General features: G+C 63.0%; 3 protein-coding genes and 1 pseudogene. All 4 read right to left on the minus strand.

The window, feature by feature from the left end; all coding sequences use genetic code 11:
- Positions 1 to 78: 78 nt before the first annotated feature.
- On the minus strand, positions 79 to 1,419 hold the full coding sequence (locus tag ACT6QU_RS19325) for an HlyD family type I secretion periplasmic adaptor subunit (protein ID WP_444836754.1): 1,341 nt from the start codon (positions 1,417 to 1,419) through the stop codon (positions 79 to 81).
- A 9-nt stretch (positions 1,420 to 1,428) separates the two neighbouring features.
- The gene (locus tag ACT6QU_RS19330; RefSeq protein ID WP_444836753.1) at positions 1,429 to 3,477 is read right to left on the minus strand and encodes a type I secretion system permease/ATPase; all 2,049 of its coding nucleotides are present in this window, start codon (positions 3,475 to 3,477) and stop codon (positions 1,429 to 1,431) included.
- Positions 3,478 to 3,493: 16 nt separating this feature from the next.
- Positions 3,494 to 5,500 (minus strand): hypothetical protein, encoded by a 2,007-nt coding sequence (locus tag ACT6QU_RS19335; RefSeq protein WP_444836752.1) that lies wholly within the window; start codon positions 5,498 to 5,500, stop codon positions 3,494 to 3,496.
- A gap of 91 nt (positions 5,501 to 5,591) precedes the next feature.
- A pseudogene (locus ACT6QU_RS19340) lies at positions 5,592 to 6,129 on the minus strand (hypothetical protein); the annotation flags it as partial.

Genomic DNA, 6,129 nt, shown 5'->3' on the forward strand with positions numbered 1-6,129 from the left:
ACAAATCACCCATCACGGCCTCCTTCTCGGAGACCGTGAATCACATCTCAATCGGAATTAATAGGTCCTGAGCCTAGGTCACCGTTCGGTGAATGCGCGGGCCATCGAGTCGGTGATGGGCTTGGCCAGGTAGTCGAAGAAGGTTCGTTCCTCGATCTGGATCATGATCTCCGCGGGCATGCCCGGCGTCGGCTGGAAGCCGCGGACGCGCGAAAGCTCGCGTGGCGAAATGTCGATGCGCGCCAGGTAGACGTCATGTGACTTTCCCGGCGACTGCTGGTCCGAAAGCGCGTCGGCGGAAACGTAGATCACGTGGCCTTCCAGGACCGGCGTGGTGCGCTGGTTCAGCGCGACGAGACGGATCGTCGCCGGCTGGCCGACGCGCACGCTGTCGATATCCGTGCGCGGCACCTGCGCCTCGATCAGCAGCGGCACGTCGTCGGGCAGTATTTCCATAACCGCCTTGCCGCTTTCGATCACGCCACCATTGGTGTGATAATGGGCCCGAACGATCGTGCCCGAAACGGGCGCGACGATGGAGGCGCGCTGGAGGACGTTCTCGGCTTCGCGCGATTGCTCGCGGACCACATCAAGTTCGGCCTGAATGCCTTGCAGCCGGTCGAGAGCATCTTCCCGAAAGGCGCTTTCGGCCTGGACGATTTCCTGTCGCGTGCGCTCCACCTGCGCAGTCGCCTGGTCGATTTCGGAATCGAGGCGGCCGATCTGTCCCTCGGCATCCGCCATGGCGCGCTCGAGCGCTTTCAACTCAGTGCCGCGCAGCAGTCCCTTTTCGAACAGTGACGCCTTGCCTTCATGCTCCTGGCGCAGAAGGTCGAGTTGCTGCTCGTACGATGCCTTCTGCCGGTCGTAGCCCTCGGCGCGGAATTCGAGCGACAGCATGTTCTGCTCGAGAATGCTGAGCTCGCCCTCTATCTTCATTCGCTGCGCGTCGAAGTTGAGCTTCTGGCTTTCGATGATCTCGATCACCTCCGGCTCGCCGAGATGGTCGTCGAGAAAACCGGGCAGGCTCATCTGGTCGAGCCCCTCATATTGCGACAGCAGCCTTGCGGCGACCGCCTCCAGGCGGGCGCGTCGCAGGAAGAGTTCGCGATCCTTGGCCAGCGCCGCCGTCTCGTCCAGGAGAACCAGAGGCTGGCCGGCCTTGACGACGTCGCCTTCCGACACCATCAGTTCCTTGATAACGCCACCGCCGAAATGCTGCACGATCTTGTTCTGGCCGGTGGCCACGAAGCTGCCTTGCGAGATCACGGCCGAGGCCAGCGGCGCCGTCAGTGCCCAGGCACCAAAACCGCCGAAGGTGACACCCAGAAGCGCGATGCCAAATATTGTATGCTTCCAGATCGACCGCGGGACGTCCGCATACCACTGAATGTCATGAACCGATGCGATGTCCGACATGGTGCGATCCTATTGCAAATGGTGGCCGAACGAGCCGAGCTCGACGGAAATGCCGCGTGTCTGCAGGGCGGAAAGAACGTCCTGGCGGACGCCGAACAGCGCCACGGTCCCGTTGACGAGCAGCAGGATCTTGTCGACGCTCTGCAAGAGCGCGGGACGCTGGGTGATGGTGATGACGGTGATCTTTTCGCGCTTGGCGTGTTCGAGCGCCCGCTTCAGCGCGTTGTCGCCGGCTTGATCGAGGTTTGAATTGGGTTCGTCGAGCACCACGAGACGCGGGCCGCCGAAAAAGGCGCGGGCGAGCGCGATGCGCTGCTTCTGGCCACCCGAAAGCGGCGTGCCGTCGGCCGCGACCATCGTTTCGTAGCCATGCGGCAGGGACGAGATCATTTCATGCACGTCGGCCAGTATGGCGGCCTCGTAGATCTGCTCGTCCGTCGCGTCGTCGCGCATACGAGCGATGTTCGCCTTGATCGTTCCGGGGAAGAGTTGCACGTCCTGCGGCAGGTAACCGATGTTCTCGCCGAACTGGCGCTGGTCCCAGTTGCGCAAATCCATGAGATCGAGCCGCACATTGCCCGATGTTGGCAGGATGGAGCCGACGAGCATCTTGCCGAGCGTCGTCTTGCCGGCGCCCGAGTTGCCGATCACCGCAAGCGAATCGCCAGGGTTGAGCGAAAAGGTCAGTCCATTGAGAACGACACGTTTGGTGCCCTGCGGTACGTAGAGAAGGCGCTCCACATCTAGCCGCCCTTCCGGCCGCGGCAGGTTCAGACGCTCGAAATTCAGCGGCGAGGCATTGAGAAGCGCGGTGATGCGCCCATAGGCGGATTTCGACTGCGTGTACTGGTTCCAGCCTTCGATCGCGCCCTCGATCGGCGCCAGCGCGCGGCCGGCGATGATGGAGGCGGCGATGACCATGCCACCGGTGATCTGTCCTTCGATCGCGAGATATGCGCCCCAGCCGAGCATACCGACCTGGGTCAGCAGACGTGCTCCCTTGGAGAGCGCCGAAAACATGATGTTCCGGTCCTGGGCGACCACTTGGGCGCGCAGGGATTCGGCCGTGTCCTTGCCCCAGATCCGCACCGCCTCCGGGATCATCGCGAGCGCGTTGATGATCTGCGAGTTGCGCGACATCGAATCGAGATGGAGGTTGGCTTTCACCTGCGCGGCGTTGGCCTCGCCGAACGGCGCCGATGTCGCCTTCTGGTTGAGGACGGTGATCACCAGCAGAAGGAGGGCCGTTCCCACGACGATGAAGCCCAGATGCGGGTGGATCAGGAAAACCGCGAGGAGGAAGATCGGCGCGATCGGTGCATCCAGGAACGAAATCAGCGTGCGCGAGACGAGGAAGGAACGGACTTGGGCAAGATCGCCCAGCGTCTGATATTCCTTGCCGTTCCCCGTCAGCGAGGCGCGCGCGGCTGCCGACAGGATGGGCGAGCCGAGTTGGGCCGCGACCTCCACGGCCGTTCGCATCAGGATGAAGCGGCGGATCGCGTCGAAGATGGCCTGAAGGACGACGGCGCCGACGATCACGATGGTCAACATCGTCAGCGTATCGAGCGAGCGGCTGGTGAGCACCCGGTCGGAGATCTGGAAGAGATAGATCGGGATCGCAAGGACCAGGACGTTGCTGGCCACAGTGAACACCATGACGATGGCAAGGTTTCGCCGGACCGCGCTGATGCCGTTCTTTAGCTGGGCGGCGAAGTCGACGGGTCCAAGGCGCTTGTGGAATCCGGTTTCCGAGCGGTTGGTGTTGGTCGCGATCTTGCCCGGTGCCGGCGCTGCGGCGATCGGCCCGTTGTCGGCCTCGATCGTTACCATTCCTGAGGGCTTGCGCGGTGCCTCCGTCCTGCCCGCGGGGCGGTCGGACGGCGTTTCGATTGTCACCGTTGCGGCTGCCTGCTGAACGTCGGCGGCATTCTTCTCGATCCGCTCGATCGCACGATCGACCTCGTCGAGATGCGGCATCCGGCCGGCAGAATGCTCGCTGCGCCCGTCGTCCGCGTCCGACCGGTGCGGACGCGCTGCGTGATCTTCCTGCGTCATGTCTCAGTCCCCCCGCTCATGCGAGCATGGTTTGCAGGCCGTCGGTCTGACCGGCATCCTGCGGGTGATAACCCGGGTCGAGCGAGGATTTTCCGTCGGCATAGTCGTCGGCCGTGTCGTCCACTAGGAAGGCGACCGCCTCGTTGACCAGCGCATTGGGATCGCGCGCACCGAGGAGATCGGGCGATGCGGAGATGAACTCCGCCTGGATGAGTATGTCCTGCGAATACTGCTCGCCGCCGACATAAGTCTTGCCGAGGGAATCGAGGTCCGAAATGGCCGCGACGTTGATCAGGGCATTGTCGCCAGTCTTCAGCGTCCAGTTGGCATCCGCCACCGGATGGAGAGCGTTCATGGCGAGAGCGATCTGATCGCTGTCGCCCAGAATGTTGGTCTGGCCGACATAATTGAGCTTGATCAGGTCGCCGCTGATATAGAGCACCTTGAGCGCCCCCAGACCGGCGAAGGCAGAATCGGTCAGGACATCGCCCGCCGCACCCTTGCCGCCGAGCGCCAAACTGTCGGCGAATGCCTTGTAGGCGTCGGGAAGCCCTTCGAACCTTGTTGCGCCGCCGACATTGTTGATGGACGCCTCGTTCCAGAGGAGGTTTCCGGACGTCGAAGCCGTGCCGTTTCCCGTCGTGGTGAACCCGTTCACCGTTCCGATCACGTCATTGTCGAACAGGACGTTGAGCTGCTGGATGATGTTGGCGTCGTAGACATTTCCGCCGATGACGATGAGGTCGTAGGCGAACGCCATTTCGAACAGCGATATCTGATTGATCGACATATTGTCGCCAGCGATCACGCTGGTAGTCACGCCCGACGAGGCCAGTATGCCTATGTCGTTGTCGGACATGAAGACGAACTGCTGCAGCCAGTTGACGATCATCACGTCGCCATCGATGCGTTCGACCACCCAGTGCTTGGGAAATGTCGGGTCGTCGCCGGGCTGGCGCATCTCTTCATGCGTGTCGTAACGCGCGAAGGATGCCAGGTTGAAGGCCTCGGTCGCTGCCGCATCAGGATCGAGCCAGCCCGAAACGGATTCGCAGACCGCATCCTCGTCCATCCAGGCGTTGATCTGGATGATCGCATTCAGTTCGAAATGGCTGCCGACGACCGCCGTGACCGTCGCGGCGGTCCAGAAACTCGTCACCGTGGCCGCATTGACCAGCGTATTGCCGCCGGCTTCGAGCGTCACGGACGCCTCGATCTGAACGTTTCCCTCGGCTTGCACATATTTTTGTCCGACCGGCGCGATCTCTTCGCCGGGCAGCGCTGGGTCGTAATAGTCGCTCAGGATCGGCAGCTCGTCGACGAGTTCGCCGTTCAGATAGTCGCCTTCGAGCGTCGTCGATTTCGTCACGAACACGTTCGCACCTGCGGGCGCCGTTGACGGGTCGTAACTTTCGAACGCCTCGAGCGCGATCGAGATGAAGTCGATCACCGCATCGGTGGAGCCTGGCAGGACCGGGTCGGCGATCGGCGAGATCGACAGGGCCTGGGAGGCAAAGTCGAGGAGGAGGTCGTTGTCGACTGCTTCGGGCGAAAAGACGAGGCCCGAGCCGCCGACGCTGAAGTAATCGTTGTCCGTCAGCGAAATCTTCTGGACGAGATAGTTTCCGATGGAGCCGAGCGGCTCGACATCTGGAAGGATCGTCTTCGTGATGTAGCTGATGGCGATCGAGGCCGGGGCGAGTTGAAGCAGAGCCGGCCACTGCGCGTAGAACTTGCTCGTCAGTTCCGGCAGATCGGGCGGAACGAAGCTCACATACGACCATGGCACGACCTGCACGAGTTCGGGTGCCGGTGGCTCGTAGGCCAGTTCCGGAACGTAGCTTCCCAACTGGAAGCGCGCGTCGAACTGAGCTGTGATGAAAGGCAATTCTTCGTGGTCGAGCTGGTCGGCTTTAGCGGCCAGGAACTTGTCGTAGGCCTCGCGCATGCGCGCTTGTTCGATCAGCGTGTGAAAGTGACCAACGAAATGCGCGATGATCTCGGTGACGCCGTCCATGGACATGGCACGCTTCTCCCCTCGTCATCTTCTTGTTGACTTTGGGGCTGCGCGGGATGACCCGCGCAGCCCTTTGATGCTTGGTTCACGAAGCCGTTCAGGCGTCGTCGGTATTGCCGTCTTCGCCGAACGACGTGTTGGTCATCGATCCGCCGACAACCGTCATATCGATCGCGTTCTGCTGCAGGTTGGCACCCATGACGATCGACTGGTTGAACGCACTGGTGTCGATCAGAGCGTCAGCGGAGGCGCTGCTCGTGCCGGTGACGTAGCCGTCATCGCCATTGTCCGAGCCCCACGTTCCACCTGCCCCACCAAAGCCGCCTGCACCCGTCGTCGCCGTGCCGCCGGCACCGCCGGCACCACCGGCACCGCCGAGCGCCCAACCGCCATAGCCGGCACCGCCAGCTCCGTCAGCCCAGGCGCCGCTGAGCGCAGCACCGCCGTCGCCACCTTCTGCCCAGGCATGGCCGCCATTCCCGGCGCCACCATTGGCCGCGCCGCTCGTTGCAGCGCCACCGGTCCCGCCGCCGCCATTGCCGCCGGCACCGCCGACTGCCCAGCCTGCGCCGCCGCCATTGCCTGCGCCGTAGCCTGCGCCGAGGGCAGCACCGCCGTCCCCGCCGTCACCGGCA

The sequence above is a fragment of the Aliihoeflea sp. genome, from assembly GCF_052435475.1.
Classification (GTDB): domain Bacteria; phylum Pseudomonadota; class Alphaproteobacteria; order Rhizobiales; family Rhizobiaceae; genus Aliihoeflea.

Coding starts and splice junctions, on each gene's coding strand:
- ACT6QU_RS19325 (WP_444836754.1), bottom strand. CDS start 1,419: ATGTCGGACATCGCATCGGTTCATGACATTCAGTGGTATGCGGACGTC.
- ACT6QU_RS19330 (WP_444836753.1), bottom strand. CDS start 3,477: ATGACGCAGGAAGATCACGCAGCGCGTCCGCACCGGTCGGACGCGGAC.
- ACT6QU_RS19335 (WP_444836752.1), bottom strand. CDS start 5,500: ATGTCCATGGACGGCGTCACCGAGATCATCGCGCATTTCGTTGGTCAC.